This is a genomic window from Streptomyces sp. NPDC127038, from assembly GCF_042725875.1.
Taxonomy (GTDB): Bacteria; Actinomycetota; Actinomycetes; order Streptomycetales; family Streptomycetaceae; genus Streptomyces.
In genome coordinates, this window is the sequence record NZ_JBHXDQ010000003.1 from 24228 (window position 1) to 49659 (window position 25432).

At 72.8% G+C, this 25432-nt stretch carries 23 protein-coding genes; 12 read left to right on the forward strand and 11 right to left on the reverse strand.

The features are described 5' to 3' along the window. Positions 1-11 precede the first annotated feature (11 nt). Positions 12-965, forward strand: a complete 954-nt coding sequence (gene tgmB, locus ACFWI4_RS02930; RefSeq protein ID WP_387190218.1) for an ATP-grasp ribosomal peptide maturase — start codon at positions 12-14, stop codon at positions 963-965. A 23-nt stretch (positions 966-988) separates the two neighbouring features. Here tgmB and ACFWI4_RS02935 read toward each other — a convergent pair whose 3' ends face one another. Further along, the gene (locus tag ACFWI4_RS02935; RefSeq protein WP_387190220.1) at positions 989-2641 is read right to left on the reverse strand and encodes a serine/threonine protein kinase; all 1653 of its coding nucleotides are present in this window, start codon (positions 2639-2641) and stop codon (positions 989-991) included. Between the two features lie 315 nt (positions 2642-2956). Between ACFWI4_RS02935 and ACFWI4_RS02940 the strand changes: the two genes are divergently transcribed. Together ACFWI4_RS02940 and ACFWI4_RS02945 are read left to right on the forward strand one after the other, a co-directional pair. Next, the gene (locus ACFWI4_RS02940) at positions 2957-4450 is read left to right on the forward strand and encodes a serine hydrolase domain-containing protein (protein ID WP_387190222.1); all 1494 of its coding nucleotides are present in this window, start codon (positions 2957-2959) and stop codon (positions 4448-4450) included. A 109-nt stretch (positions 4451-4559) separates the two neighbouring features. Next, positions 4560-5027 (forward strand): hypothetical protein, encoded by a 468-nt coding sequence (locus ACFWI4_RS02945; protein ID WP_387190224.1) that lies wholly within the window; start codon positions 4560-4562, stop codon positions 5025-5027. 89 nt (positions 5028-5116) lie between these two features. On the opposite strand, the gene ACFWI4_RS02950 is transcribed toward ACFWI4_RS02945, so the two are convergent. Then, the gene (locus ACFWI4_RS02950) at positions 5117-5332 is read right to left on the reverse strand and encodes a hypothetical protein (protein ID WP_037617573.1); all 216 of its coding nucleotides are present in this window, start codon (positions 5330-5332) and stop codon (positions 5117-5119) included. Between the two features lie 137 nt (positions 5333-5469). On the opposite strand from ACFWI4_RS02950, the gene ACFWI4_RS02955 reads away from it, so the two are divergent. Continuing rightward, entirely contained in the window at positions 5470-5961 is a 492-nt protein-coding gene (locus tag ACFWI4_RS02955) for a VOC family protein (RefSeq protein ID WP_387190226.1), read from the forward strand. Between the two features lie 52 nt (positions 5962-6013). Here ACFWI4_RS02955 and ACFWI4_RS02960 read toward each other — a convergent pair whose 3' ends face one another. The 8 genes from ACFWI4_RS02960 to ACFWI4_RS02995 all read right to left on the reverse strand — a co-directional run bounded on the left by ACFWI4_RS02960 (position 6014) and on the right by ACFWI4_RS02995 (position 13511). Further along, positions 6014-6364 (reverse strand): UBP-type zinc finger domain-containing protein, encoded by a 351-nt coding sequence (locus ACFWI4_RS02960; RefSeq protein WP_387190228.1) that lies wholly within the window; start codon positions 6362-6364, stop codon positions 6014-6016. Further along, positions 6361-7803: an ATP-binding protein gene (locus ACFWI4_RS02965; RefSeq protein WP_387190230.1), complete on the reverse strand. Its 1443-nt coding sequence runs from the start codon at positions 7801-7803 to the stop codon at positions 6361-6363. Before ACFWI4_RS02965 ends, ACFWI4_RS02960 begins: the two co-directional genes overlap by 4 nt. Then, positions 7800-9476 (reverse strand): FAD-dependent oxidoreductase, encoded by a 1677-nt coding sequence (locus tag ACFWI4_RS02970; protein WP_385392744.1) that lies wholly within the window; start codon positions 9474-9476, stop codon positions 7800-7802. The genes ACFWI4_RS02965 and ACFWI4_RS02970 overlap by 4 nt, the downstream gene beginning before the upstream one ends. 176 nt (positions 9477-9652) lie before the next feature. After that, complete coding sequence (locus ACFWI4_RS02975) at positions 9653-10477, reverse strand: amidohydrolase family protein (RefSeq protein ID WP_387190233.1); 825 nt, start codon at positions 10475-10477, stop codon at positions 9653-9655. A 229-nt stretch (positions 10478-10706) separates the two neighbouring features. Beyond that, positions 10707-11552, reverse strand: coding sequence for an N-formylglutamate amidohydrolase (locus ACFWI4_RS02980; RefSeq protein ID WP_387190236.1), 846 nt, complete (start codon positions 11550-11552; stop codon positions 10707-10709). 107 nt (positions 11553-11659) lie between these two features. After that, positions 11660-12112, reverse strand: a complete 453-nt coding sequence (locus ACFWI4_RS02985; protein WP_385392752.1) for a cyclic nucleotide-binding domain-containing protein — start codon at positions 12110-12112, stop codon at positions 11660-11662. A 160-nt stretch (positions 12113-12272) separates the two neighbouring features. Next, complete coding sequence (locus ACFWI4_RS02990) at positions 12273-13076, reverse strand: VOC family protein (protein WP_387190240.1); 804 nt, start codon at positions 13074-13076, stop codon at positions 12273-12275. Positions 13077-13295: 219 nt separating this feature from the next. Next, positions 13296-13511 (reverse strand): DUF4177 domain-containing protein, encoded by a 216-nt coding sequence (locus ACFWI4_RS02995; RefSeq protein ID WP_261706275.1) that lies wholly within the window; start codon positions 13509-13511, stop codon positions 13296-13298. A gap of 228 nt (positions 13512-13739) precedes the next feature. Here ACFWI4_RS02995 and ACFWI4_RS03000 point away from each other — a divergent pair, with 228 nt between their 5' ends. The 4 genes from ACFWI4_RS03000 to ACFWI4_RS03015 all read left to right on the forward strand — a co-directional run bounded on the left by ACFWI4_RS03000 (position 13740) and on the right by ACFWI4_RS03015 (position 18127). Continuing rightward, entirely contained in the window at positions 13740-14381 is a 642-nt protein-coding gene (locus ACFWI4_RS03000) for a DUF6629 family protein (RefSeq protein ID WP_387190243.1), read from the forward strand. Between the two features lie 243 nt (positions 14382-14624). Next, positions 14625-15395: a L,D-transpeptidase family protein gene (locus tag ACFWI4_RS03005; RefSeq protein ID WP_387190732.1), complete on the forward strand. Its 771-nt coding sequence runs from the start codon at positions 14625-14627 to the stop codon at positions 15393-15395. 108 nt (positions 15396-15503) lie between these two features. After that, a complete protein-coding gene (locus tag ACFWI4_RS03010) occupies positions 15504-16202 on the forward strand; it encodes a response regulator transcription factor (RefSeq protein WP_387190245.1) in 699 nt (232 codons plus the stop codon). Further along, positions 16199-18127 (forward strand): sensor histidine kinase, encoded by a 1929-nt coding sequence (locus tag ACFWI4_RS03015; RefSeq protein ID WP_387190247.1) that lies wholly within the window; start codon positions 16199-16201, stop codon positions 18125-18127. The genes ACFWI4_RS03010 and ACFWI4_RS03015 overlap by 4 nt, the downstream gene beginning before the upstream one ends. Positions 18128-18140: 13 nt before the next feature. Here ACFWI4_RS03015 and ACFWI4_RS03020 read toward each other — a convergent pair whose 3' ends face one another. Then, a complete protein-coding gene (locus ACFWI4_RS03020) occupies positions 18141-20042 on the reverse strand; it encodes an AMP-dependent synthetase/ligase (RefSeq protein WP_387190249.1) in 1902 nt (633 codons plus the stop codon). Positions 20043-20382: 340 nt separating this feature from the next. Here ACFWI4_RS03020 and sthA point away from each other — a divergent pair, with 340 nt between their 5' ends. The 4 genes from sthA to ACFWI4_RS03040 all read left to right on the forward strand — a co-directional run bounded on the left by sthA (position 20383) and on the right by ACFWI4_RS03040 (position 25407). After that, positions 20383-21786, forward strand: coding sequence for a Si-specific NAD(P)(+) transhydrogenase (gene sthA / locus ACFWI4_RS03025; protein WP_387190251.1), 1404 nt, complete (start codon positions 20383-20385; stop codon positions 21784-21786). 249 nt (positions 21787-22035) lie between these two features. Continuing rightward, entirely contained in the window at positions 22036-22977 is a 942-nt protein-coding gene (locus ACFWI4_RS03030) for an NADP-dependent oxidoreductase (RefSeq protein ID WP_387190253.1), read from the forward strand. A 187-nt stretch (positions 22978-23164) separates the two neighbouring features. After that, a complete protein-coding gene (locus ACFWI4_RS03035) occupies positions 23165-24022 on the forward strand; it encodes an AAA family ATPase (RefSeq protein ID WP_387190734.1) in 858 nt (285 codons plus the stop codon). After that, positions 24019-25407 (forward strand): VWA domain-containing protein, encoded by a 1389-nt coding sequence (locus ACFWI4_RS03040; protein ID WP_387190255.1) that lies wholly within the window; start codon positions 24019-24021, stop codon positions 25405-25407. Before ACFWI4_RS03035 ends, ACFWI4_RS03040 begins: the two co-directional genes overlap by 4 nt. Positions 25408-25432: the final 25 nt, after the last annotated feature.

Genomic DNA, 25432 nt, shown 5'->3' on the forward strand with positions numbered 1-25432 from the left:
ATGCCGCGCGCATGACGGTTCTCATACTCACGGCCGAACAGGACGTCACCGCCGACATGGTGGTGGCCAGACTGCACGAGCGGGGCGTGCCCATGGTGCGCCTCGATCCCGCCGACCTGCCCGGCAAGGCGGTGCTGTCGGCCGACTACGCCCACGGTGACTTCGACGGCTATCTGTCGGTCAACGGCCATGTGCTCAGCATGGGGGGCCTGCGCTCGGTGTGGGTGCGCAGGCCGGGCGAGCCGGCGGCGCATGCCGCCGAACCCTCGGCCTGGCTCACCGCCGAGACCAGGCAGGCCCTGTTCGGCATGCTCTACTCCGCCTCGACCCGCTGGATGAACCACCCGCGCCGTGCCGAGCAGGCCCGGCACAAGCCCTGGCAACTGCGGGTGGCCCACAGCAGCAGGTTCGCCGTGCCGCCCACCGTCATCACGACCGCTCCCCGGGTGGCCGAGCAGTTCGTCCGGGAACACCGGGACGTGGTGGTGAAATCGGCCTCAGGGCCGCCGCCGGGCCAGCCCCCGGCGGCCCTGCCCACCACACTGGTCGGACCCGACACGGACTTCTCCGGAGTGGCGGCCGGTCCCGCGCTGCTCCAGCGCTACATCCCCAGACGCGCCGACATCCGGCTCACCGCGATCGGCACCCGGATGTTCGCCGCCCGCAAGGCCGCCGAACCGGGGCAGGTCGACGGCCGGTTCGGCGAGACGGAGAACGGCTGGGAGCCCACACCGGTGCCCCACCGCATCGCCCGTTCGGTCCACGACTACCTCGCCTTCACCGGACTCGCCTACGCCGCCTTCGACTTCGCCGAGGACGAGGACGGCATCTGGTGGTTCCTGGAGTGCAACCAGGGGGGCCAGTTCGGCTTCATCGAGCTGGAGACGGGGCAGCCCATCGCCGACGAGGTCGCCGTGTGGCTGGCACAGCGCAGGCCGGGTCTGCGCATCCCGGAAGGACACTGACATGAGCGCTCGGTGACGGACACTCACTTCACGCTTGTCCGGAAGGAGTCGAAGAAGACCTTCAGCGCCTGCCGGTTCGCGGCGCTGTCCCAGTCGTCCGCCGGAGTCGTCCAGCGCAGCGAGAACCCCCGGTGATCACCGATGAGGAACCCGCGGCCGAGCGTGCGCACCCGTACGCCCCCGGACACGGAGTACCACTCCATGTCGGCGCCCTTCATGCCGTGGTAGGTCACCGGCCGGATGGCGCCCACGCGTTCGTAGCCGGTGGACACGGCACGCAGGGACGGCTCCAGGGCGCTCCACACGGCGACCGGGTCGGACCCCAGCTGGGTGCTGTAGGTGACGGCCAGGGTCCGCGGATCGCCGGCCGCCCCGAAGGTCACCCGGTAGGCGAGGTCGTCGGAGGACTGTGTCTCCACCGGCTTCCAGCCCGTCGGCAGGGCGACGGCGAAGCCCTGGGGCGCCCGGTACAGCGAGAAGCCGGACGGCAGCGCCGTACCGGCGCCGGCCGAGGGGGAGGGGGACGGCTTCGAGGACGGCGTGGGCGTCCGGCCGGCCGGTGTGGCGGCGGAGGTCGGGCCCGCGGTCGGTGTCCCGGCGGCGGCCCGTGACGGGGCGGGCCCGGACGCCGAGGTGGCGTCCCCGCCCGGCAGTCCGCCCATCAGGACGAACGCCCCGACGGCGGCGACCGTGACCGTGAGGGCCGCGCCCAGCAGGAGCGGCCGGCCTGTCGGCAGCCCTTCCCGGCCGGGCCCGGAGGGTCCCGTACCCTCGCCCGTCGCACCGCCGCCCCGGTGGTCGCCGACGGGACCGAGGAGGTCGGGGAGCGGCTCCGGCGGAGTGACCTCCTCGAAGTTCTGCCGCAGGATGCGCGTCAGCGCCTCGCGCACCACGGCCTCGGGCACCCGCTCCACCGGGTCCCAGCGCAGCAGGCCAAGAATGGCGGGCGCGAGCGGACCCGCCTGCCGCGGCTCCTTGACCGGCAGCCGGTCCACGGCCCGGAAGGTCGCCTCGGCACTGTCCCGCTCCTGGACGAGCGGCCGCCCCTCGACCAGCGCGTACATCATCGCGCCCAGCGTCCAGAGGTCCGCCGCGGGCGTGGTGGCCTCGCCGCGGGCCTGTTCGGGGGAGGCGTACGAGGGGGTGGTGACGCGGTGCGCGGCGCCCGCCGGTGTCGCGCCGAAGCCCGTGACGGTGACGGCGCCGTGCTCGTCGGCCCACACCTGGCTCGGGCCGAGTTCGCCGTGCACGACTCCCTCGCGGTGCGCGGCGGTGAGGACGTCGAGGACGCGGAGCCCGACGGCGGCGGCCCAGACGTGATCGACGGGACCGTCGCGCAGGAGCTCCGTCAGCGGGGCGCCCGGGGGCCGTTCGGTGACCGTCCACACGAAGCCGGGCTCCTCGGCCACGTCGAGGACCGCGGCCACGCCTCCGTGGCAGGCGGGCCCGAGGAGCTTGGCCGTGCGCAGGATCCGGTCGGCGGCGGGCTCCGCCGCTTCCCCGTCCGCTTCCCCGTCCGGTTCTCCGGCGGCGCGTGACCTGGCCAGGACGACGGGCCGTCCGAAGGCGCTGTCCTCGCCGTGCCACAGCGCCCGGCCCTCCTCGCGCAGGAAGACGTCGAGCAGCCGGTATCTCCCGGCGATCAACTCGCCCGCGGAGTCTTGCGCCTTGGCCATCGTCATCCCTCGTCGTGTACCGGGCACCCGCCTTTCCCATAAGTACGCGGGACGTGACGAAGAGTGTTCAACGGGAGACGGCAGGAGATGCGTGTTTTTACCCGGGCGCGGTGTGGTCGCGCTCCCGTACGAACGAATCGGGCCGCTGTTTCCCGCCGGTTCACCCTCCGCCGGGACGTGGACAGCGGTGGGCCGCCCGGGAAAGATGGCGGATGCACGAAATGCTCTCCGTCCGACGCGTCCCGCCGCCCGCCGTGCTCCCCACCCGACGCGTCCCGCCCTCACCCACCGCCGAGCCGTCCGGAGGCCGTTCGCATGAGTGCCCGACCGCTGCCCGTCAGCCCGCCCGCCGAGCAGGGGGTCGACGCCTCGGGCATCGCCGCCTTCCTCGACGCCGTCGAGGCGGACCCGGACATCGAACCGCACAGCCTGATGATCCTGCGCCACGGCCACCTCGTCGCCTCCGGCTGGTGGGCGCCGTACACGCCCGAAAGGATCCAGCTGCTCTACTCGCTCAGCAAGAGCTTCACCTCGACGGCCGCGGGATTCGCCGTGGCCGAGGGCCTGTTGGACCTCGACCGCACGGTGATCTCGTACTTCCCCGAGTTCGAGGCCGACATCACCGATCCGCGCAGCCGCGCGATGCTCGTCCGGCACGCCGCCGCCATGGCCAGCGGCCATCTCACCGAGACCTGGGCCGAGGCGTTCCGGCTCGACCGGGCGGAGACGGTACGCGGCTTCCTGCTCATCCCGCCGGACCGTGACCCCGGCACCGTCTTCGCCTACAACCAGTCCGCCACCTTCGCCCTCGCCACGATCGTCCAGCGCGTGACCGGCCAGTCGCTGACCGACTATCTGCGGCCCCGTCTGTTCGAGCCGCTGGGCATCGGGGAGACCGCGTGGACCCGTAACCGGGCCGGACGGGAGATCGGCTTCAGCGGGCTGCACGCCGCGACCGACGCGATCGCCAGGCTCGGGCTGCTGTACCTGGACGAAGGCGTCTGGGAGGGGAAGCGGCTCCTGCCGGCCTCCTGGATCGCCGAGGCGACCCGGGTCCACGTGGCGAACGCGGACGGCACTGCCGAGGGCGCCCGTTCGGACTGGCAGCAGGGCTACGGGCTCCAGTTCTGGCGCGGCCGGCACGGATACCGCGGCGACGGCGCGTTCGGACAGTTCTGCGTCGTCCTGCCCGAGCACGACGCCGTGATCGCGACGACCGCGGCGACCGACCGGATGCAGGAACTGCTGAACCTGATGTGGCGCCATCTGCTGCCCGCGTTCGGAACGGCGCCCCTGCCCGCCGCGGACGGGCACGACGAGGCGCTGCGCGGGCGCCTCGCCCGGCTCGCCCTGCCCCCGGTCGAGGCCGCTGCCGAGCCCCCGGAGCCCCGGGAGGCCTGGGCGCGGGCGGAGTTCACCCCCGCCGGAGGCGTCTGCGCGGCCCAGCGGACGCTCACCGGCGTCCTCGTCGCCGAGGCCGGCGCCGACACCCGCGTCACCCTGGCCGAGGGGGACCGGCGGCTCGAACTGCGGCTCCGGGGGACGGAATGGAGCGTCGACCCCGGTCCTACCCCGATGGCGGTCGGCGGGGGCTGGACCGCGCCGGACACCCTGCGCGTCGACGTCATCTTCCTGGAGACCCCGCACCGGCTGACCGTGGAGTGCGTCCTTCCCGGCCGCACCTTCACCGCCCGCTGGCACACGACCCCGCTGCACACCCGCACACTCGACTCCCTGCGGGCACCCTCACGGAGGCCGTCAACGGGTCCCGGGAAAACGCCACACCTCGCCACCCCTTCCGCCACGTAGAGATATCCACCACCATGCATATGCCGCGGTCCTGACGGGCGGAGGCGGGCCTGCGACCCGTCCCGCCCGCGTGCCTGCCGCGCGGAGGGAACCATCTCCGGGGTGATGCATGACGAACCTGATGTGGACGCGCAGCGTGGAATGGCTCGCGGCGGCCGCCACGAATCCGAGGGCGTGCAAACGCCAGTGGGACCAGGGGAGCGGAAGCGTGCTCCTGGAGGCCGGGCGTTACTGGGACGTGCTGAGCGTGCCCGAGCAACTCGGCCTGCTCGCCCTCGACATCCTGTGGTCCGAACCGCTCCAGGTGCCGGGGCCGACGCTGGTCGACTGCGCGGCCCGGCGGGTGGGCTTCTTCCTGCCGCCCGACCCCATGAGCCGGTGGGAGGGGTCGGGGCTCCGCCATCTCGGCAGGGGCTCGTGGATCGCCGTACCTCCGCCGTACCGTTCGGCCGGACCGCTGGAATGGATCGTGCCGCCGGACGGGACGGGCGCGCTGCATCCCGCGCTTCCCCTGGAACTCGCCCTGCGCCAGGCCAACGGCACACTCGCCGTACTGACCCCGCCGGCGGGAGACTAGCCGGCCTCCGCCGTCACCGGGCCCCGCGGAGGTGCCCCTCACCGGGCCCCGCGGCGGCGTCCCTCACCAGGTCTCGCGGCGGCGTCCCGTCACCCGGTCCCGTAGAAGTGCGCCTGTCCTCCGCGCCACTTCACCCAGGCCGGATCGTCGAGCAGGTCCTCCGCGTCGGGGAGTCCGGCCCGGCCGAGGAACTCCAGGAGATCCTCGTCGGAGAACGCCACGCCGAGGTTCTCACCCCGCGCGGTCACCTCACGGCCGCTGGTATCCAGGGCCGGATGCACAACCAATGGAGCCCGTCCGGACATGTATCCAGGATCGTCCTTCGGGCCCCGCCGCGCATCCCGGCGGGACGGACACGCGCGGACACCGGTCCGCGGACGGTGTGAGAGTGGTTGTATGCGGTACCGAACGCGTAGCGGATTCTCCGGACGAGGAGCTTTCGATGAGTGCGATGGACTTGCCGGCGATCGAGGCCGAGCGTCAGCGGATCAAGGACGCCCATCTGAAGGCGGAGCGGCCGCCGAGCACGGCCCGAGGCGTGCACCATGTCGCGCTGCTGTCCGCCGACGTGGAGCGGACCGTACGGTTCTACCAGGGCGTCCTGGGCTTCCCGCTCACCGAGATGATCGAGAACCGGGACTACAAGGGCTCGACCCATTTCTTCTTCGACCTCGGCAACGGCAACCTGATCGCCTTCTTCGACATGCCCGGCCTCGACCTCGGCCCGTACGCGGAGGTCCTCGGCGGACTGCACCACCTGGCCATCTCGGTCGAACCCGGCACCTGGCGCCAGTTGCGTGAACGGCTCGACGCCGCCGGGGTCGAGTACCTGGAGGAGAGCGGCACCTCCCTCTACTTCCGCGACCCCGATGGCGCCCGGATCGAGCTGCTCGCCGATCCGCTCGGCGAGATGTACGGCAACAAGGTCCTCTGAGCCGGCGGCCGGGGCCGGCCCAAGGCACGCCCTCGGTCGGCCCCGCCCCGGGTCAGCGCAGCGTCTCGGCCCAGTTCGCCGGGACCCGTCCGGCCGGTCCGGGCGCGGGCTGGTCCAGCGGATGGCTCACCGGGGGAGCGAGGGCGGGACCCGCCTCGTACAGCTCCGAGGTGTCGTAGTCCCAGAACCAGTCCTCGCCCGGCTCGAAGCTCTGGATGACCGGGTGCCCGGTGTCCCGCGCGTGCGCGGTGGCGTGCTTGGCCGGGGAGTCGTCGCAGCAGCCGACGTGCCCGCACTGGGCGCAGCGCCGCAGATGGAACCACCAGCCGCCCGCGGCGTCGCACTCGGTGCAGCCCGTTCCGCTCGGCGGCACGGACGGGTCGATTCCGTTCGGTGTGGTCATGACGGCTCCTCGGAGGGGTCCGCGGCGGTCAGCGGGAGACGCACCTGGAAACGGGTGTCGCCGGGCTCGGACTGCACCAGCAGACTGCCGTGGTGCTTGTTGACGACGATCCGCCAGGAGATGTCCAGGCCGAGACCGGTGCCCTCGCCCACCGGCTTGGTGGTGAAGAACGGGTCGAAGATCCGGTCGCGGATCTCCGCGGGCACCCCGGGGCCCGTGTCACGGAACTCGGCGAGCAGATGGTCGCCGTCGCGGGCGGTGCGCACGGTCAGCGTGCCCTCGCCGCCCATCGCGGAGACGGCGTTGTCGATGAGGTTCGTCCACACCTGGTTCAGCTCACCCGGATAGGCGGGGATCCGGGGCAGCGACCGGTCGTACTCCTTGACGACCTTGATGCCCGCGCCCATCTTGCCCGCGAGCATCATCAGGGTGCTGTCGAGCAGTTCGTGCACGTCGGAGACCTGGTAGGGCGCCCGGTCCATCTGCGAGTACTGCTTGGCCGCGTCCACGAGGTGCGAGATACGGGTGGTGGAGTCCTCGATCTCGTTCATCAGCAGTTCGGTCTCGACCGTGTAGTTCAGCCACCGGACCGCGCCCTCCAGGGTCGGTCCGTCCACGGCCGCAGCTACCTGGTCCAGCCAGTCGGTGTCCAGACCCGCCTGCACGAACGTCGGCGCCAGCTGCCAGCCGCCCGCGATGTCGTGGTCGTCGAGCCAGTCGGCGAGCGCGTCCTCCCGGTCGGAGGCCTCCAGCGGGCTCAGCGGCGTGGCCTTGGCGACCTGCTCCGCGGTCCGCTCCTGGATCTCGACCAGCGTCTCCAGGGCGTCCCGCGCGTACGGCCCGGCGGCGATCATCCCCAGCTTCTGCCGCATGTGGGCCACCCGGTCCCGCAGCGCGGACGTGGCCCGCACGGCCGCCGCGGCCGGGTTGTTGAGCTCGTGCGTGAGCCCCGCGGACAGCGAGCCGAGCGCCAGCAGCCGCTCGCGCTGCCCGATGGTGCGCTGGGTGTTCTGGCTGCCGAAGAACATGCCCTCCAGCAGATGGACGGCCATCGGGAACCAGTCCCGCAGGATCGCGGAGAAGGTCGCCGCGGGCAGGACGAAGAACCGCGACGGCTCGGTGACCCGCATGGAGCCCTTGTACTGGGCGTCGCCCGGGTCGCTGAGATACGCCTGCATCGCGCCCGCGTACACCCCGCGCTGCGAGGTGCGGCTGATCTCCACGTCGTCCGCGCCGACCCGGCGCGACATCACGAGGGTGCCCTCCAGGAGCACGTAGAAGCAGGTGGCCGGATCGCCCTCGGTGTAGACCGGGCCGGGGTCGAACTGCTCCGTCCGGCCCTCCCGGCACAGCCGGTCGAGCTGCTCGGAGTCGAGTTTCTCGAACAGGAACAGCGTGCTCAGTTCGGCCGCGTCGCACGGCACCGGCCGCCCGCTCACGACTGCTCCAGATAACGGTGGACGAGCATGACGGCCATGGCTCCCTCTCCGACCGCGGACGCGACCCGCTTCGCCGACTCGGCGCGCGCGTCCCCGGCCACGAACACGCCGGGCACATTGGTTTCCAGGTGGTACGGAGGCCGGTCCAGCTCCCAGCCACGGGGAGGCTGCCCGTCGGGTGTCATGTCCGGGCCCGCCACGATGAATCCCCGGGCGTCCCGCAGGACCGTGCCCTCCAGCCAGTCGGTGAGCGGGGCCGCGCCGATGAACACGAACATCCACTGCGCGTCGACGAGTTCGGTGTGACCGCTCTCCACGTCCCGCAGGGTCAGCTGCTCCAGATGACCGTCGCCGTGCGCGGAGTCCACGACCGTGCCGGTGCGCACCGAGATGTTCGGCGCCGCGGCGATCTGCTCGATCAGATAGTGTGACATCGAGGCCGACAGCGAGGAGCCGCGCACCAGGATGGTGACGGACTTGGCGCCCCGGGCCAGATACATCGCCGCCTGGCCGGCCGAGTTCGCGCCGCCCACGATGTACACGTCGTGGCCCTGGCAGGCGGCCGCCTCGGTCAGCGCCGAGCCGTAGAAGACACCGCAGCCCGTCAGCTCGTCCAGGCCGGGCGCCTGGAGCTGGCGGTAGGACACCCCGGTCGCGAGGATCACCGCGTGCGCGGAGATCGCGGAGCCGTCGGAGAAGCGGATGGTCCGCGAGGCCCCGGTGACCTCCAGGCCCGTCACCTCACGCGCGGTGAGGATCTCGGCGCCGAACTTCGCCGCCTGCCGTCGCGCCCGGTCGGTCAGCTGGCCCCCGGAGACCCCGTCGGGGAAGCCGAGGTAGTTCTCGATCCGGGAGCTCTGGCCGGCCTGCCCGCCGGTCGCGGACCGCTCCACCAGCACCGTACGCAGCCCCTCAGACGCGCCGTACACGGCCGCCCCGAGCCCGGCCGGGCCGCCGCCGATGACGACGAGGTCGTAGAACTCCGAGGTGGGGGTCGTGGCGAGCCCCACGTGTGCCGCGATCTCCGGGTCCTCGGGCTCCACGAGCGGGGTGCCGTCCGGGGTGACCACCAGCGGCAGCCGCTCACCGTCCTGCCCGGCGGCGCTCAGCAGCCGCTGCCCCTCGGGGGTGTCGGACGAGTACCACCGGTAGGGCACCTGGTTGCGGGCCAGGAACTCCCGGACGCCCGACGAACGCGCCGACCAGCGGTGGCCGACCACCTTGCAGGCGCCCACGGGCCGGTAGTCGCTGGCGCGCCAGGCGTCGAGGAGATCGTCGACGACCGGGTAGAGCTTCTCCTCCGGAGGGTCCCAGGGCTTGAGCAGGTAGTGGTCGAGGTCGATCACGTTGATCGCGTCGATCGCCGCGTTCGTGTCCGCGTACGCGGTCAGCAGCACCCGGCGCGCGCCCGGGTACACGTCGAGGGCCTGTTCCAGGAACTCGATGCCGTTCATCTGGGGCATCCGGTAGTCGGCGAGGATCACCGCCACCTGGTCGCCGCGCAGCTTCAGCTCGCGCAGGGCCTCCAGCGCGGCGTCGCCGGACTCCGCGCGCACGATCCGGTGGCCCTCGCCGTAGCGGCGCCGGAGGTCGCGGGCGACGGCCCGGGACACCCCGGGGTCGTCGTCGACGGTCAGAATGACGGTCCGCGCCGGACTGGCGGCCTGGGTCATACCTCTCCCACCCCGAGCAGGTCAGTTGCGTTCCGGCCCGGCGGACGCCGAGGGCGCGCGTCGGGGCCGATACAGAGCCAATCGTATGTACGATCGGTCACCTTTGCTCGGGAACGGGGCACCCGCCGGGTGCTCCGGCGGGTCGGCGGGGTCGGCGCAGGCCCGGGAAGCGGTCGCTAGGGGTGATCGCCGAGGCGGAAGACGCGCCGGGCGTTGCCCGACAGGAAGAGGTCCGTGGTCTCCTCGTCCAGGCCCAGCTCGTCCAGGTGCTCCAGGGCCCGGCCCGGCTCGATCATCGGATAGTTGGAGCCGAACAGGACCTTCCTCCGCCCCCGGCCGCGCAGATAGGCGACCAGCTCCGGTGGATAGCGGCGGGCGGTGTAGGCGCTGGTGTCGATGTACACGTTGGCGTGCTTGTCGGCGACCGCGATCATCTCCGTGGTCCACGGGTAGCCGATGTGCCCGCAGACGATGGTCAGTTCGGGGAAGTCGAGCGCGACCTGGTCGATGTACGGGATGGGCCGGCCGGTCTCGGAGGGGCGCAGCGGTCCGGTGTGCCCGACCTGGGTGCAGAAGGGGACGCCCAGCTCGGCGCAGGCGGTGTAGAGCGGGTAGTAGAGCCGGTCGGTGGGCGGCAGTTGCCACAGCCACGGAACGATCCGCAGCGCCACGAAGCCCAACTCCTGGACGGCCCGCCGCAGTTCGCGGACCGCGGCGACGGGGCGGGTCAGGTCGGCGCCGGCCACCCCGCGCAGCCGGCCCTCCGACCGCGCCACGAAGGCGGCGACCTCGTCGTTGGTGATGAGCGCGCCCTGGGGTCCGTACCAGGCCGAGGACAGGCCGGTGTCCACACCGGCCTCGGCCAGCGCGGCCAGGGTGACTTCGACCGGCAGCTCCTCCTCCAGCGTCTTCATGCCGGTCCAGCGGCGCAGGGACTCGAACATCTCGTGGTTGGAGTGCCGGAGGGTGGGGTGCTGCATCCACGCGTCGACGACCGGCATGGTCCTGCCCTCCTGAGGGGGTGGCTGTGGCGGGGCGCGCAAGGGACGGCTCGGCGCCCCGCCGTGGCTGAGCGCTTGCTTACCGCCGACCCTAGGGCGTCCGGCGCCCGCCCGCCAGGGGTCCGCTCCGGACCGGCCCGCACCCGGCTCGGTCCGGAGGGGCCCCTTCGGCAGACACGGCCCGGCGCCGGGCCGTGTTCGCCCCGTCGCGCGAACGACGCCCGCCGCCCTAGCCGCTCAGCGTGTGGCCGCTGCGGGTCCACTCGTCGACCGCGTCCACGAGCGTGGTGAGCGCCGAGACCAGGCGCGGGAATCCGGGCCCCACTGGGCCTCCGGGCTCCTTCATGTACGTGTCCCGCCGGATCTCCACCATCAGCGCGATGACCTCCGGCTCCCGCTCGTAGTACCGCAGGGGCACGTACGCGCCAGAGAACGGGCTGTCGATCCCCACACCGCCGAGTCCCGCGAACGCCTTCTCCGCGAGCGCGACCAGTTCCGGCGGCGTGTGGAAGGAGTCCGTCCCCAGGCACACCGGCGGCCGGGGTCCGTCACCGTGCAGCTCGTAGGGCAGCCGGGCCGTCGGGTAGGAGTGGATGTCGATGATCACGGCCCGCCCGGTGGCGGCCAGCCGGCCGGTCACGGCCTCCGTCATCGCCCGCGCGTAGGGGTGGAAGAACCCGTCGATCAGCGGCCGTGGATCGGCGCCCTCGGGCCGCAGCGGCGCCCGGTGCGTCGTACGGGTGTACACCGCGCCCATGCCGACGGCGAGCATCTCCTCGCGCTCGTCCGGGAACCGCTCGGGGTCGACGACCAGCCGGGACAGCCGGTTGACGAACCGCCACGGGGTCAGCCCGGCCGCCTCGGTCGCGGCGGCGGCCAGTTCGGCGGTGTGCGCGTCGGTGATGTGGTCCAACTCGTCCTCCAGCGCCGTGTCGTCGAGGAGGACGCCCGCACGGACCGGCGCCGGGATCTCCCGGGAGGAGTGCGGCACGTGCAGGATCACGGGCGAGTGGACCGCTCCGGGCAGGAGCGCGAAGGAGTCCTGGGTGTCCGGGGTGCCGGGGATGTCGTTCATGGAGATCACTGTCGCAGCCGGGTCCGACAGCGGGCGTCACCCGAGGCCGGGCCCCGCCGCGCGGTCCCAGCGGGCGTGAGCCGGCGGCCCGGCCCCGTAGCGCGGTCTCAGCGGCCGCCGCCGTGGCGCGCGTAGTGCTCGATGAGCGCCGCCCGGGTCGTCTCCAGACGGTGGGCCAGGATGGCGCCGATCGTGCGGGTCAGCGACAGCTCGAGCGTCGGGTCCTGGTCGAACAGGGTCCGTACCTCGGAGGCGTCGAACTCGTAGGCGCGTACGGGGCTGAACGCCTCGGCGCCGAAGTCCCAGGTGTGCGGGCGGAACAGCCACGACCAGCCGAGCAGGTCACCGGGCCCGAGCTGGGCGACGGTGATCCGTCTCTCGGCGATCACCCGCTGGTACAGGGAGACCGTCCCGGAGCGGACCACCCAGAAGCGGTCGGCGGTGCCGCCCGCCTCGAAGATCTGCCCGTCCGCGGGGAAGGACACCTCGCGGGCCACGCTCATCAGCCGGTCCCGGTGTTCGGGCGAGAGCGAGGGCAGGAGCCGGAGAGCAGTGGGCATCGCGGACCTCCATCGGGTCGTCGCACGGCCACGGGGGCGGCGGCGCCCGTCGTACCGGTGGTATCCCGTCATCCTCCATTGGAGCCCGAACGGCGTGATCCGTCGCGTCGTGGGCCGGACCTTTTCGCCGCGGCACGTCCGCGGGCGGCTCCGCGCGCCGTCATCCGGCGGTCCGCGCGGTCACCGAGAAGCGGGCCCCGTCCGGGTCGACGATGACGGCCTCCACCGAACCGATGCCCTGCTGGTGAGCGGCGCCGCCGTGAGCCCGCGCGGCCCGCACGCAGGCCTCCACGTCGTCGACCGCGAAGTGGATCTGCCAGTGCGGCCGCAGGGCGGGGTCGGGGGCCGCCCCCAGCGCGCCGGAGTGGATCCGGGCCACCACGTCGCCGAAGCTGCGCAGGACGACCTCGTTCTCCTCGTAGTCGACCTCGCAGCAGCCGGGGACCGACGTCGCCCAGCGCAGCACCTCGCCGTAGAAGATGGCGGCGTCGAAGGCGTCACGGGTGTGCAGCCGGATGAAGGAGGGGGCCGCGTTGCGCCAGCGCTCCCAGCCCGAGATCAGGTCGCCCTCCCAGATCCCGAAGACCGCGCCGTCACGGTCGGCCAGCAGCGCGGCCCGGCCGGGAGGCAGGGAGATCGGGCCCACCGCGGTCGTGCCGCCGCGTTCCTGGCTGCGGGCGACGGCCTCGTCGGCGGAGGCCACGGCGAAGAACGGGGTCCAGGCGACCGCCGTCTTCGCCACGAAGTCGACCTCCGCGATCCCGGCGACCGGGATACCGGCGACGCTGGCGATGCGGTACTGCTCGCCGAGTCTGGTGCCCGGGGCCCATCTCCAGCCCAGCACCGCGCTGTAGAAGCTCTGGGCGGTCCCCAGGTCGGTGGTGGTGAGACTGACCCAGCACGGCGCGCCGAACACCGACTGGCTGGTGACGACACCGGTGTGGAGTGTTCCGTCGCTCTTCATCGCCGCCCGTCCTGGCCGAGTGGTCGGCAGCGGTCCCGCGAAGTCCGGGAACCTCGCCGGGTTCCCGGACGTGTGATCAGCCGTGGGAGGCCCTCCGTGCCGGAAGGCCTCCTACGGCGTCAGCAGCACCTGCGGATCCGCTGTCCCATCACCCACAGCATCTCCCGCATCGGCGCCGCGCGCACCACGCGGCCGTCGGCCGTGTGCGCCACGGGGCCGTCAGCCGCGCGGCCGCTCCAGCGTGAGCAGGAGGCCCTCCACGGCGCCGGGACCTATGCGGCCCTTGACGTCCGCGGCCGTGATCGCCTTGAGCGCCCACCCGTCCTCGGCGTGCTTGTTCAGGACCTTTTCCAGCTTGTCGCTGTCCAGCGCGTCACCGATAAGCGATTCGCGGAACGTGACGACCTTGTATTCGAAGGTGTACGGGGTGCTCATGGTTGTGGAGCTCTCCTGCGTGTCGGATGGCATGGCCGGCCCCACCCAATCACTCTTCGAGGCCGTGGCACAGGGGCGAACCGGACTTCGGGGATACCTTTGTTGAAACTTCATGAAGTGCCGTACGGGGGGTGGCGCCCTGACGGCAGGCCGCGAGGGGTGTCGGGCGCGGGCGTCGTAGCGTGGACGCGGACGAAGGGAAGCCTCGACACCGACCCAGGGGGCGCGATGTGCTGGAGCGCGACGGCCGATCTGGCGGCCGGTGCCGGGATCGCCGCGATCGGGGCCGCCTGTGTGATCCGGGCCCGGCGCGCGAGGGATCTGCCGCTGGCCGCGCTGCCGTTGCTCCTCGGCGCCCACCAGATCGTCGAGGCCCGTGTCTGGGACACCGGCGGCGGTACGGGACCCGCCACCGTGGCCTGGGCCGTGATCGCCCTGCCGCTGCTGGCCGTGTGGGTGCCGGCGGGTGTGCTGTGCGCGGCATCTGTCAGCGCCCGGCGCCGGCTGCTGTTCCCGCTCGCGGCCGGCCTCGCGACCGCGACCGCGCTCGCCCACGCCATGGCCGTTCGTCCCGTCAGGGCCGAGATCCGCGGCCACACCATGGGGTACGTCCTCGACCTGCCCCACGCCGAACTGGTCGTCGCGGGCTACCTGTTCGCCACCGTCGGCGCGCTGCTGCTCTCCGGCGACCGCGGGCTCGTGCTGCTCGGCGGGCTGACCGGGGCCGGAGCGGCGCTCTGCTGGTCGCTGTGGGAGCTGGAGTTCGTCTCGACGTGGTGCGCGTGCGCGGCGGTCGTCTCGGTGACACTGCTGGGCTGGGTGAACGCGCGGGTGCCCGTCGCCACGGCGGAGCGGGTCGACCACGCGTGAGGTGACGGTCCGTCCGGGGCCCGTGTGATCCATCGGACGGGACGGGGAACCGGTGATCCGCCGTATCCCGGGTACGCGGCGGAGCGTGAATGACCTGACGAGTTCCTCATATGTGTCGGCCAGGGTCGGTGCATGATCGACTCCCCACTCCGTCCCGCGGCCGCGACGCGCGCCGTCCCCTCCCCGCCCCGTCCCCTGGCCGTGACGCGTGCCGTCTGCTCCCCACTCCGCCCCTGGGCCGTCATGCCCGCCGTCCCCCTCCCGCTCCGTCCCCGGGCCGCGCTGCGTGCCGTCCCCTCGCTCCTCGCCGTCTGCCTCCTCCTGGCCGGCTGCGGCGCCCCGGCCGAGAAGCTGGGCGCGGGCGGCCCGCCGGGCCGGCACGGCGAGGCGACACCGGCGCCCGCGCCGACCGCCTCCCGCACGGCACCGGAGCGCCTGCCGGGGCTGGGCGCCGGGACCCTGGCCGCGATCCCGCCCCGGACCCGGCAGGCCGTCGTGGTGACCGGCAGGGGCAGGAACTCCTCCCGGTCCACCGCGGTCCTGTACGAGCGTACGAAGGCGGGCTGGCGGGCCGGTCCCACCATGCCCGCGCACAACGCCCTCAAGGGCTGGACGGACCACCATCGCGCCGGTGATCTGCGCTCGCCCATAGGCGTGTTCACGCTGACGGACGCGGGCGGCCTGCTGCCCGACCCCGGCACCCGGCTCCCGTACGACCGCTCGGGCGCCTTCACCTCGCCCGGCACCGGCTTCGAGGGCGAGCCGCTGGCCGGTTCCTTCGACTACGTGGTCGCCGTGGACTACAACCGCAGGCCCGGCACCACGCCCCTGGACTGGACCCGGCCCATGGGCGCGGCCCGCGGCGGGGGCATCTGGCTGCACGTGGACCACGGAGGGCCCACCCACGGGTGCGTCGGCCTGCGCGAGGACGACCTCGTGAAGCTGATGCGCGCTCTGGACCCAGCCCTGCACCCCGTGGTGGTCATGGGGGACGCGGCCTCGCTGGGGCGCTGAGCCGCAGCACGCCCCGGAGTGTCCCCCGGGGTTGTCAGGAAGGTGTCAGGGTGTGGGAAGGCCCTCTCACCGGCCGATCCACGGCCCGCGGCCCCTACCATCGGCCCTGTGTGCGCATATGTGCTGGTCGCGGAGGACGACGAGAAACAGGCCGAGCTGATACGCCGTTCGCTGCTGGGCGAGGGGCACACGGCGGCCGTGGTCCACGACGGCGCGGCCGCGCTCGACGAGGTCAGGCGGCACCGGCCCGACCTCGTCGTCCTGGACCTGATGCTCCCGGTGGTCGACGGCTTCGGGGTCTGCCGGGCGCTGCGGGAGAACGACGACATCCCCGTCCTCATGCTGACCGCCCGCTCCACCGAGGACGACGTCCTGCTCGGCCTCGAGCTCGGCGCGGACGACTACATGACCAAGCCGTACAGCCCGCGCGAGCTGATGGCCCGGATCCGTACGGTGCTCCGACGCGGCGGACGGCCCGTCGACGCGCGGCCGGCCGATCCGGTCCTCAGGGCGGGCGGCATCGCGGTGGACCCGCGACGGCACACCGTCCTGTGCGACGGCTCGCCGGTGGACTGCACCCCGGGCGAGTACGCGATCCTGCTCGCGATGGCCACCGAGCCCGAACGGGTCTTCTCCCGGAGGCAGTTGCTGCATCACACCCGCGGCATCGACCGGGCCTCGACCGAGCGGGCCATCGACGTGCACATCATGAACCTGCGCAGGAAGATCGAGACCGACCCGCGCCGGCCGGTGCGGCTGGTCACCGTGTTCGGCGTCGGCTACAAGCTCAGGAACGACCGGCCGTGAGCCGCGCCCTGCCGCTGCGCCGGAGCCTGCTGGTGCGGCTGCTGATCACCTCCGTGCTCATCGCCCTGTGCTCCGTCGCCGCCACCGCCTGGCTCGCGGTGCAGACCACCACCCGGGCCATCCAGGAGGAGCAGGGCCAGGTGCTCGCCGAGGACATGGACATCCTCCGGCAGCTCAGCGGCTACGCGGCCACCCACCGGGACTGGTCCGGAGTCGGCGGGACCCTGCGCGCGCTCTCGCACCGGACGGGCCGGCGCATCGCCCTGACCGCGGGCGACCGCACCCCCTTCGCCGACTCCGCCGCCCGCGGGACCTCCCTGCCGCCCCGGGCCGCCGCCACCGTCGACCCGCTGCGCACCGACACCTACACCGAACCCGGGGCGCAGCTCACCGGCGTCGACCCGCGGGCCGTGGGGCCGTACCGGCTGACCTCGGGCGAGCGCCTGAAGGTCGCCGGGCTGGCGGCCGTTCGGCAGCGCTGCTTCGCCCGCAACGGGGTCCGGACCCGCGCGCAGGTGACGCCGAGCGGCCGGACAGTGCTGAAGGGCGTCGACGGGACGCCCGACCCGGGCTATGTGCCGGCCGAGTGCGCCGACGGGCTGCTCAACACCCCCACCCCGACCGAACAGAAGGCACTGGACGCCCTGTCGGCGCTCAGCCGGACCTGCCTGGACCGCCACGGGACGCACCTCGGCCGCTCCCTGGCGCTGCCACTGGACGCCGTGAACGGCGCGACCGCCCTTCCCTACCTGACGGCCAAGCGGGCGGTCGACGCCGACGGGCCACTGGCCCGGACCGCGAACGCCTGTGTCGCCGGGGCCCGGCGCACCCAGCTCGATCCCTATGTCGCCCCGGCCGCCGAGCTCTTCCTCGGCACGGGGGACCGGCCCGTCCCCCGCTTCGACATGTCCGCCGCGAACGAGGCCAAGGTGGTCGGCGTGGCCGGACTCGTCCTCGCCCTCACGGTCGCCGTGACCGCGCTGGTCGCCACCCGGCTCGTCCGCCCCCTGCGCGCGCTGACCCAGGCCGCGCAGCAGCCGCCGGAGCGCCACGTCCGGGTGCCCGTCACCACCCAGGACGAGACCGGCATCCTGGCGCTCGCCTTCAACGAACTCACGGAGCGCCGGGAGCGGATGGAGGCGCAGCGCAAGGCGATGGTCAGCGACATCGCGCACGAACTGCGCACCCCGCTCACCAACATCCGCGGCTGGCTCGAGGTGGCCCGCGACGGGCTCGTGGAACCCGACCCGGAACTCCTGTCCTCCCTGCACGAGGAGGCCGTGGTCCTGCAACGGGTCATCGACGACCTCCAGGACCTGGCGGCGGCCGACGCGGGCACGCTGCGGCTGCGCCGCGAGGAGGTGCGCGCCGGTGAACTCCTCGAACAGGTCGCCGCGGCGCACCGGGTCGGCGCGGAGGCCGCCGGCGTCCGGCTGCGGACCGGGACGGACGGCACGCCCCGGGCGGACGCTGACCCCGTACGGATGCGGCAGGCGCTCGGCAATCTGGTGTCCAACGCGATCCGCCACACCCCGGCCGGCGGCACGGTCACGCTCTCCGCCCACCGCGAGGGCGACGAGGCCGTGTTCACCGTGGCCGACACCGGCGCCGGTATCGCCCCCGCGGATCTGGACCGCGTCTTCGACCGGTTCTGGCGCGCCGAGAAGTCCCGCAGCAGGCGCACGGGCGGCAGCGGCCTGGGCCTCGCCATCGTCCGGCAACTGGCCGCCGCCCACGGCGGAACGGTCTCCGTCACGAGCGAGCCGGGTACGGGTTCGGTCTTCACCCTGCGCCTGCCCGGGGCACGGACACCCACCGGGCCCGCCACGGCCGTCGCCACCGTCACCGACACCGGGTCCGCGAACGGGTCCGCGAACGGGTCCGCGTCAGGGCCCGGTTCCGGGTCGACGGCGACGGGGCGGTGAGAGCCCCTCGCCGTCACCCGAACACGTTGTCGGAGTCGTCCAGGATCGACGGGTCCCCGATCGCCGCCTCGCGCGGAAGACGGGTCGAGGTCTGGTACATGGCCTCGATCTCGGCCGCGTACCGCTGGGCGATCGCGTCCCGGCGCAGCTTCAGCGACGGCGTCAGCAGTCCGTTGGACAGGTCGAAGGGTTCCGGAAGGACGCGGAAGACGCGGATGGACTCGGAGCGCGAGACGGTGCTGTTGGCCGCCGCGACCGCGCGCCTGACCTCCTCGCGCAGCTCGTTCTCCTCCCGCGCGTCCCGGGCCGGTGACTCGCCCTTGGCGCGGGCCGCGCGCCAGTGCGTCACGAACTCCGGGTCCAGGGTGATCAGGGCGCCCACGCACGGCCTGTTGTCGCCCACCACGGCCGCCTGATGGATGAGCGGATGGACCCGCAGCCGCTCCTCCAGGGCCGCGGGGGCCACGCTCTTGCCCCCGCTGGTGATGATGATGTCCTTCTTGCGCCCGGTGATGGTCAGATAGCCCTCGGAGTCGACCCGGCCGATGTCCCCGGTCGCCAGCCAGCCGTCGCGGAACGAGGCCGCGGTCGCCGCCGGGTCGTTGATGTAGCCCTGGAACACCGAGGGCCCCCACACGAGGATCTCCCCGTCGTCCGACACCTGGATCTCCGTGCCCGGCAGGGGCTGCCCGACCGTGCCGAACTTCTCCCGGCCGACCGGCTGCGCGGTGATCCCGCCGCTCGTCTCGGTGAGCCCGTAGCCGTCGTGGATGAAGATGCCGATTCCCGCGAAGAACAGGGCGAGTTCACGGTTCAGCGGCGAGCCGCCCGAGACCGCGCCGCAGACCCGTCCGCCGAGCGCCGCGCGCAGCCTCCTGTACACGGTCTTCTCGTAGAGGGAGTGCTGGAGCCGCAGATCGAAACCGGGGCCGGGACCGGTGCCGAGCCGCTGCTGCTCCTCCGCGAGCGCGAAGTCCTGCGCCGTGCGCACGGCACGCTCGAACAGCACACCGCGCCCGGCTCGCTGGGAGGCCCGCACGAAGTTCTTGTAGATCCTCTCGAAGACGGACGGGACGGCGTACAGATACGTCGGCCGGAACGACAGCATGGCCTCGGAGAGGGTCTCCTCCCGCAGGTCCGGCTCGTGCCCCATCAGGATGCCGCCGCGCAGACAGATCCCCTGGATCATCAGCCCGTAGGCATGGGAGAAGGGCAGGAAGGCGAGCACGGCCGGCTGGGTGTCCGGCGGGGCCGCGGTCTGCCGCCAGCCCTGGAGCAGCGTGTCGCAGGGGCTCGCCAGGCTGCGGTGCGTCAGGGCGCAGCCCTTGGGCTGCCCCGTCGTGCCGGAGGTGTACGCGACGACCGCGGTGGAGTCGGCGAGCACGATCCGGCGCAGCGAGTCGACCGCGGTCGCGGGTATCGTCCGGCCGCGCTCCACCAGCTGGTTCAGCGCCCCGGTGTCCAACTGCCAGACGTGGCGCAGGAACGGGAGCGTCGCGCACGCCGAGCCGACCGTCATGATGCCCTGTTCGTCCTCGACGACCACGCCCACGCAGTGCGCGTCCTGGAGGATCCACGCCACCTGGTCGTGGGACGACGTCGGGTACACCGGCACGATCTCGGCGCCCACCGACCACAGGGCATAGCTGAGCACCGTCCACTCGTAGCGGGTGCGCGCCATGATGGCCACCCGGTCGCCCGGACGGATTCCGGAGCGCATGAACCCCCGTGCCACATCGACGACTTCGTCCCACAGCTCGGCCGCCGTCACCTGGATCCAGTCGCCGGAGCGGCCCTCGGCGCGGCGCGCGAGCTGCGGCAGATCGGGCGTGTGGAGCGCCGCTTCACGAAGGCTGTCGGCAAGTCCCCCCTGCGTGCGCGTAGTTGGCGGTGCAGAAAGGTGGGACTGATGCATTCGCCGCTCCGGAGTTCTCCTCGACGCGACCTCACCCCCGGAGGCGCCGATGCCAAGGATTCCCGAATGTAGCCGACCCGGGCGCGGCCCGTGCCCTATTCCCGTATGCGTTCGCCCGCCGCTGAGTCGGCGCCTCCCGGCGCGGCCTCCGGCCCGCGTGTGCGATCATCCTCCGCCCGCCCGGACCCTCGCGCGCCGGTACCCGCGCCCGGGCGCGCGCCCGCGCACCCGGACGCCGTCACGGCGTTGGCCGGGCGGGTCCGCGCTTCATCCGTCACTCGGACGACCGATCCCCCGTCCACCCTTTCGGTAAGCGGTCCCGGGCTGAAAGACTCCGCTGGTGCGCGACTTCGACATGCTCGTCATCGGATCCGGCCCGGGTGGACAGAAAGCCGCGATCGCTGCGGCCAAACTCGGCCGTCGGGTCGCCGTCATCGACCGCCCCGACATGGTCGGCGGGGTCTCCATCCACACCGGGACCATCCCCTCCAAGACGCTGCGCGAGGCGGTGCTGTACCTCAGCGGCCTCAGTCAGCGGGATCTCTACGGCCAGAGCTACCGCCTGAAGGAGGACATCACCGTCGCCGATCTGACCGCTCGCACCGAGCACGTGGTCAGCCGCGAGGTGGACGTCATCCGCAGCCAGCTCTCCCGCAACCACGTGTCCCTGTTCGCCGGCGTCGGCCGGTTCGTGGACGACCACACGGTCGCCCTGGTCGAGGCGAACGGCAACGAGAAGCGGCTGAGCGCCGACCACATCGTCATCGCCACGGGCACCCGCCCGGCGCGGCCCGACACCATCGCGTTCGACGGGCGGACGGTCATGGACTCGGACAACGTCCTGAACCTGGAGCAGGTGCCGCGGTCCATGGTCATCGTCGGCGCCGGGGTGATCGGCATGGAGTACGCCTCCATGTTCGCCGCCCTCGGCTCCAAGATCACGGTGGTCGAGAAGCGGCCCGCCATGCTCGACTTCTGCGACGTCGAGGTGATCGAGTCGCTGAAGTACCACCTGCGCGACCTGGCCGTCACCTTCCGGTTCGGGGAGACCGTCGCCGCCGTGGAGCGCCATGAGCGGGGCACGCTCACGGTCCTGGAGAGCGGCAAGAAGATACCCGCCGACGCCGTCATGTACTCGGCGGGCCGGCAGGGTCTCACCGACGAACTCGACCTCGGCAAGGCGGGGTTGTCCGCCGACCCGCGCGGCCGCATCTCCGTCGACGAGCACTACCGCACCGAGGTGCCGCACATCTACGCCGTCGGTGACGTCATCGGCTTCCCGGCCCTCGCGGCCACCTCCATGGAACAGGGCCGCACGGCCGCGTACCACGCCTGCGGCGAGCCGGTGAACCGGATGCTCGACCAGCAGCCGATCGGCATCTACACCATTCCGGAGATCAGCTTCATCGGCCGGACCGAGGACCAACTCACCGAGGAGTGCGTGCCGTTCGAGGTGGGCATCTCCCGCTACCGGGAACTGGCCCGGGGCCAGATCATCGGCGACTCGCACGGCATGCTGAAGCTGCTGGTCTCGCCCGAGGACCGCAAGCTCCTCGGCGTCCACTGCTTCGGCACCGGCGCGACCGAGCTCATCCACATCGGCCAGTCGGTCATGGGCTGCGGCGGAACGGTCGACTATCTGGTCGACGCCGTCTTCAACTACCCGACACTGGCCGAGTCCTACAAGGTCGCCGCCCTCGACGCCACCAACAAGATCCGGCAGATCGACCGGCTCAGGGACTGACCGCCGCCCGGGACTTCGCGAAGGGACTGCGCGACGCGGTCCCGGCGTGGCACCTTGGACACAGGGTCTGGCCCGTCGCTCCCCCCGTGGTGACGGGTCAGACCTTTTTCGCCGCCCCGCACCCGCCCGGCAGGAAAGCCGCCGGTCCCCGAACTATCGTGAGGAACGGCCCCTCCGTGCCGGAGCCCGAGGACCCCGACGGGGCCGACTCGACGGCGGCCGTGTGCCGTCCCGACGAGGAGGAACCGGATGAACGGCACGATGCGCGCCGTACGCGGCCATCGCCGGGGCGGGCCGGAGGAACTGATCTACGAGACGGCGCCCATGCCGGTCCCCGGTCCTGGTGACGTGCTGGTCGAGGTGCGTGCGGCGTCGGTGACCCCGGGTGAGCTCGACTGGGACGCGACCTGGACCGACGGCTTCGACGGGGGCCGTCCGCGCGTGCCCGTCGTGCCCTCCCACGAGGTCTCCGGTGTCGTGGCCGAGCTCGGCCACGGCGTCAGCGGCCTCAGGACCGGCGAGGCGGTCTACGGGCTGATCCCCTTCACCCGGGACGGAGCGGCGGCCGAGTACGTGACCGTCCCCGCGGCGGATCTCGCGCCCAAGCCCGGGTCCCTGGACCACGAGCGGACGGCCGCGCTGCCGCTCGCCGGGCTGACCGCGTGGCAGGCCCTGGTCACCCACGCCGGCGTCACGCCGGGACAGCGCGTGCTGGTGCACGGCGGCGCCGGGGGCGTGGGCTCGTTCGCCGTCCAGGTCGCGGCCGCGCTGGGGGCCGAGGTGACGGCCACGGCGGCGGACCGGAACGCGGACTTCGTACGGGGGCTGGGCGCGGACACCGTGATCGACTACGCCGCGCAGCGCTTCGAGGACGCGGTGAAGGACGTGGACGTCGTCCTCGACACCGTCGGCGGGGACGTACAGGACCGTTCCTGGAAGGTGCTGCGCCCGGGCGGGGTCCTGGTCTCCGTCGTCGAGCCGCCCCGGCCGCCCGAGGGCGTGGACGCCCGCGCGGTGTTCTTCGTGGTCGAGCCGGACCGCGCCGGTCTTGAGGAGCTGAACGCACTCGTCGAGGAGGGCCGGCTGATCCCGCAGGTCGACCGGATCGTTCCCCTGGAGAGCGCCCCGGGCGCCTATGCGGCCCTCGAACGCGAACACCGCAGGGGCAAGATCGTCCTGAGGGTTTCCTAGACCCCTCCGAGGACCCCGCCGAGGACCCCTCCGAGGATTCTGCCGAGTACTCCGCCGACGAGTCCCGCCGGACCGGCCCGGCTGCCCGCAGCGCCCGGCCGTGGGAGCCGTCACACGTGACAGCGAGGGTGAACAAGCGCTTAGATAGTGAACCCGACCTCGTTCGCGCGCGCTGGAGGCCCCGTTGCTGTTCACATCCGTCGACGACGTCTCCGCGCGCCTCGCCGACGCGGGCTATCTCGCCTCGCCCGCCGTCGCCACCACGGTCTTCCTGGCCGACCGGCTCGGCAAACCCCTCCTGGTCGAAGGGCCCGCCGGCGTCGGCAAGACCGAACTCGCCAAGGCCGTCGCCGAGGTCGCCGGCGCCCGGCTCGTCCGCCTCCAGTGCTACGAGGGCGTCGACGAGTCACGGGCGTTGTACGAGTGGAACCACGCCAAGCAGCTGCTGCGCATCACCGCCGGCCGGGACGAGTCGTGGGACGAGACGCGCACGGACATCTTCTCCGAGGAGTTCCTGCTGCCGCGTCCGCTGCTCACCGCCATCCGCGGCGACGACCCCAAGGTCCTGCTGATCGACGAGACCGACAAGGCCGACATCGAGGTGGAGGGCCTGCTCCTCGAAGTGCTCAGCGACTTCCAGGTCACCGTCCCCGAACTGGGCACGATCACCGCGACCAGCCGCCCCTTCGTGGTCCTCACCTCGAACGCGAGCCGCGAACTGTCCGAGGCCCTGCGCCGCCGCTGCCTCTTCCTGCACATCGGGTTCCCCGAGGAGGAGCTGGAGCGCCGGATCGTACGGCTGAAGGTGCCGGAGCTGGACGCGGCGCTCACCGAGTCCGTGGTGCGGGTCGTCGGGGCCCTGCGGGAGATGGACCTGCGCAAGGTCCCCTCCGTAGCCGAGACCATCGACTGGGCCCGCACCCTGCTCGCGCTCGGCGCGGACACCCTCGACGAGAACGTCGTACGGGACAGCCTCGGCGTGATCCTCAAGCACCAGGACGACGTGCTGAAGGCGGCGGCCAAGCTCGACCTGGGCGCCGTGTGAACGCCGCCGCGCCGGCGGCCGGGGGCGCGCCGGCGGACGGTGTCGCCGACCGGATCACGGGGCTCGTCGGCGCACTGCGCTCGCACGGGGTCCGGATCGGCACGGGCGAGACCGTGGACGCCGCGCGCGCGGTGGCGGCGCTCGGCCTCGCCGACCGGGAACGGCTGCGCGAGGGGCTGGCCGCCACCCTGCTCCACGGTCCGGGACAGCGCCGGGTGTTCGACCCCGTCTTCGAGGTGTACTTCCCGCACGGTGTCGGGGGACCGGACGGCACCGCGCCCGCCGACCGGGACGGCCTGCGGGACCGGCTCGCCGCCGCCCTGGCCGCCGACGACCAGGCACTCATGGGCCGGTTGGCGATCGAGGCCGTCGACGGCTTCGGCGGCTACGGGGGTACGACGGCGACGGACGGCTGGTCGTCGTACCAGACGCTCGACCGGCTGCGGCCGCAGACGCTGCTGGCCCGGGTACGGGACGCGGTCCGCGCGGGCGGCGGTGCGGAGGGGTTCACCGACCGTCTCCTGGAGGACGAGATCCGCCGGCGCGTGGAGGTGTTCAGGAAGCAGGTCGCCACCGAGGCCAGGCGCCGGGTCGCCGAGCGGCGCGACCGTGACGAGATCGCCCGGCGCGCGATCGCCCCGACCGCCGACCGCGTCGACTTCCTCTTCGCGGGCCGCGACCGGCTCGCCGAACTGCGCAAGGCCGTACAGCCGCTGGCCCGCAAGCTGGCCACCCGTCTCGCCGCGCGCCGCCGCCGCGCGCACCGGGGCACCGTCGACCTGCGGCGCACCCTGCGCGGATCGCTGTCCACGGGCGGGGTGCCGATGCGTCCCGTGCTGCGCAGACGCCGTCCGGTGCGGCCCGAACTGGTGCTGCTGTGCGATGTGTCGGGCTCGGTCTCGGGCTTCTCCGACTTCACCATGCTGCTGGTCCAGGCACTGCACGACCAGTTCAGCAAGGTGCGGGTGTTCGCCTTCGTCAACCGGGTCGACGAGGTGACCGGTCTGATCGGTCCCGGCCGTGCCGACCCCGAGGGGCTGAGCGCCCGGATCCGCGCGGAGGCGGAGATCACGGGCTGGCACGGCAGCAGCGACTACGGCGTCGCGCTCGGCGAGTTCGCCGAGCGGTACACCGCCGCGGTCGGCTCCCGTACGACCGTCTTCGTGCTCGGCGACGCCCGCACGAACATGAGCGACCCCAACCTGTCCGCGGTCCGGCGGCTGAACCGGCAGGCCCGCCGGGTCTACTGGCTGAACCCCGAGGCGCGCTCGCAGTGGGGCACCGGCGACTCGGCCGCCCTCGCCTACGCCGACCTCGTGGAGATGCACGAGTGCCGCAACGCCGGGCAGCTCAGCGCGCTGATCGGCCGTCTGCTGCCCGTCTGAACGAGGACCGGCCCTGTGACGCCCG